1 protein-coding gene and 1 rRNA gene are annotated in these 436 nt (G+C 51.8%); one reads left to right on the forward strand and one right to left on the reverse strand.

Features of this window, described 5'->3' with window-relative positions:
* Positions 1–110, forward strand: a 5S ribosomal RNA gene (gene rrf, locus AC1DGC_RS20160); the annotation flags it as partial.
* Positions 111–174: 64 nt separating this feature from the next.
* Here the strand turns inward: rrf and AC1DGC_RS20165 are convergent.
* A partial coding sequence (locus AC1DGC_RS20165) for a hypothetical protein (RefSeq protein ID WP_478048687.1) occupies positions 175–436 on the reverse strand: 262 nt, incomplete at its 5' end.

A 436-nucleotide genomic window follows, 5' to 3' on the forward strand; every position in this document is an offset into this window, starting at 1 on the left:
TGAAATTAGCGCTGTGGAACCACCCGATCCCATCCCGAACTCGGAAGTGAAACGCAGCTGCGCCGATGGTAGTGTGGCTCAAGCCATGCGAGAGTAGGTCATCGCCAGGGTTTATACCCAAAACCCCGCTGCTCACGCAGCGGGGTTTTCCTTTTTATGTAAGCACATGATTTTTCATGGACTTACATCAACAACTTCGAGAAGAACATCAAGTTCATCAAATAAGTTGTTGACAGAATCGAAAAGCCTGACATAATAGGCGGCTCGCAACGACGAAAGCCTTTCGAGGCAAACGACGAAGCGGCATCGGCAACAACGGTTCACTTCGGTGAAACGGCCTTGAAAAAAGGTGTTGACGAAGCAGATAAGCCGGCTATAATGGGCGGCTCGCAACGACGGAAACGTCGGGGCACACGGAGGAAGGCGCTGAGGCCGA

Source organism: Stenotrophomonas sp. 05N37, from assembly GCF_056397365.1.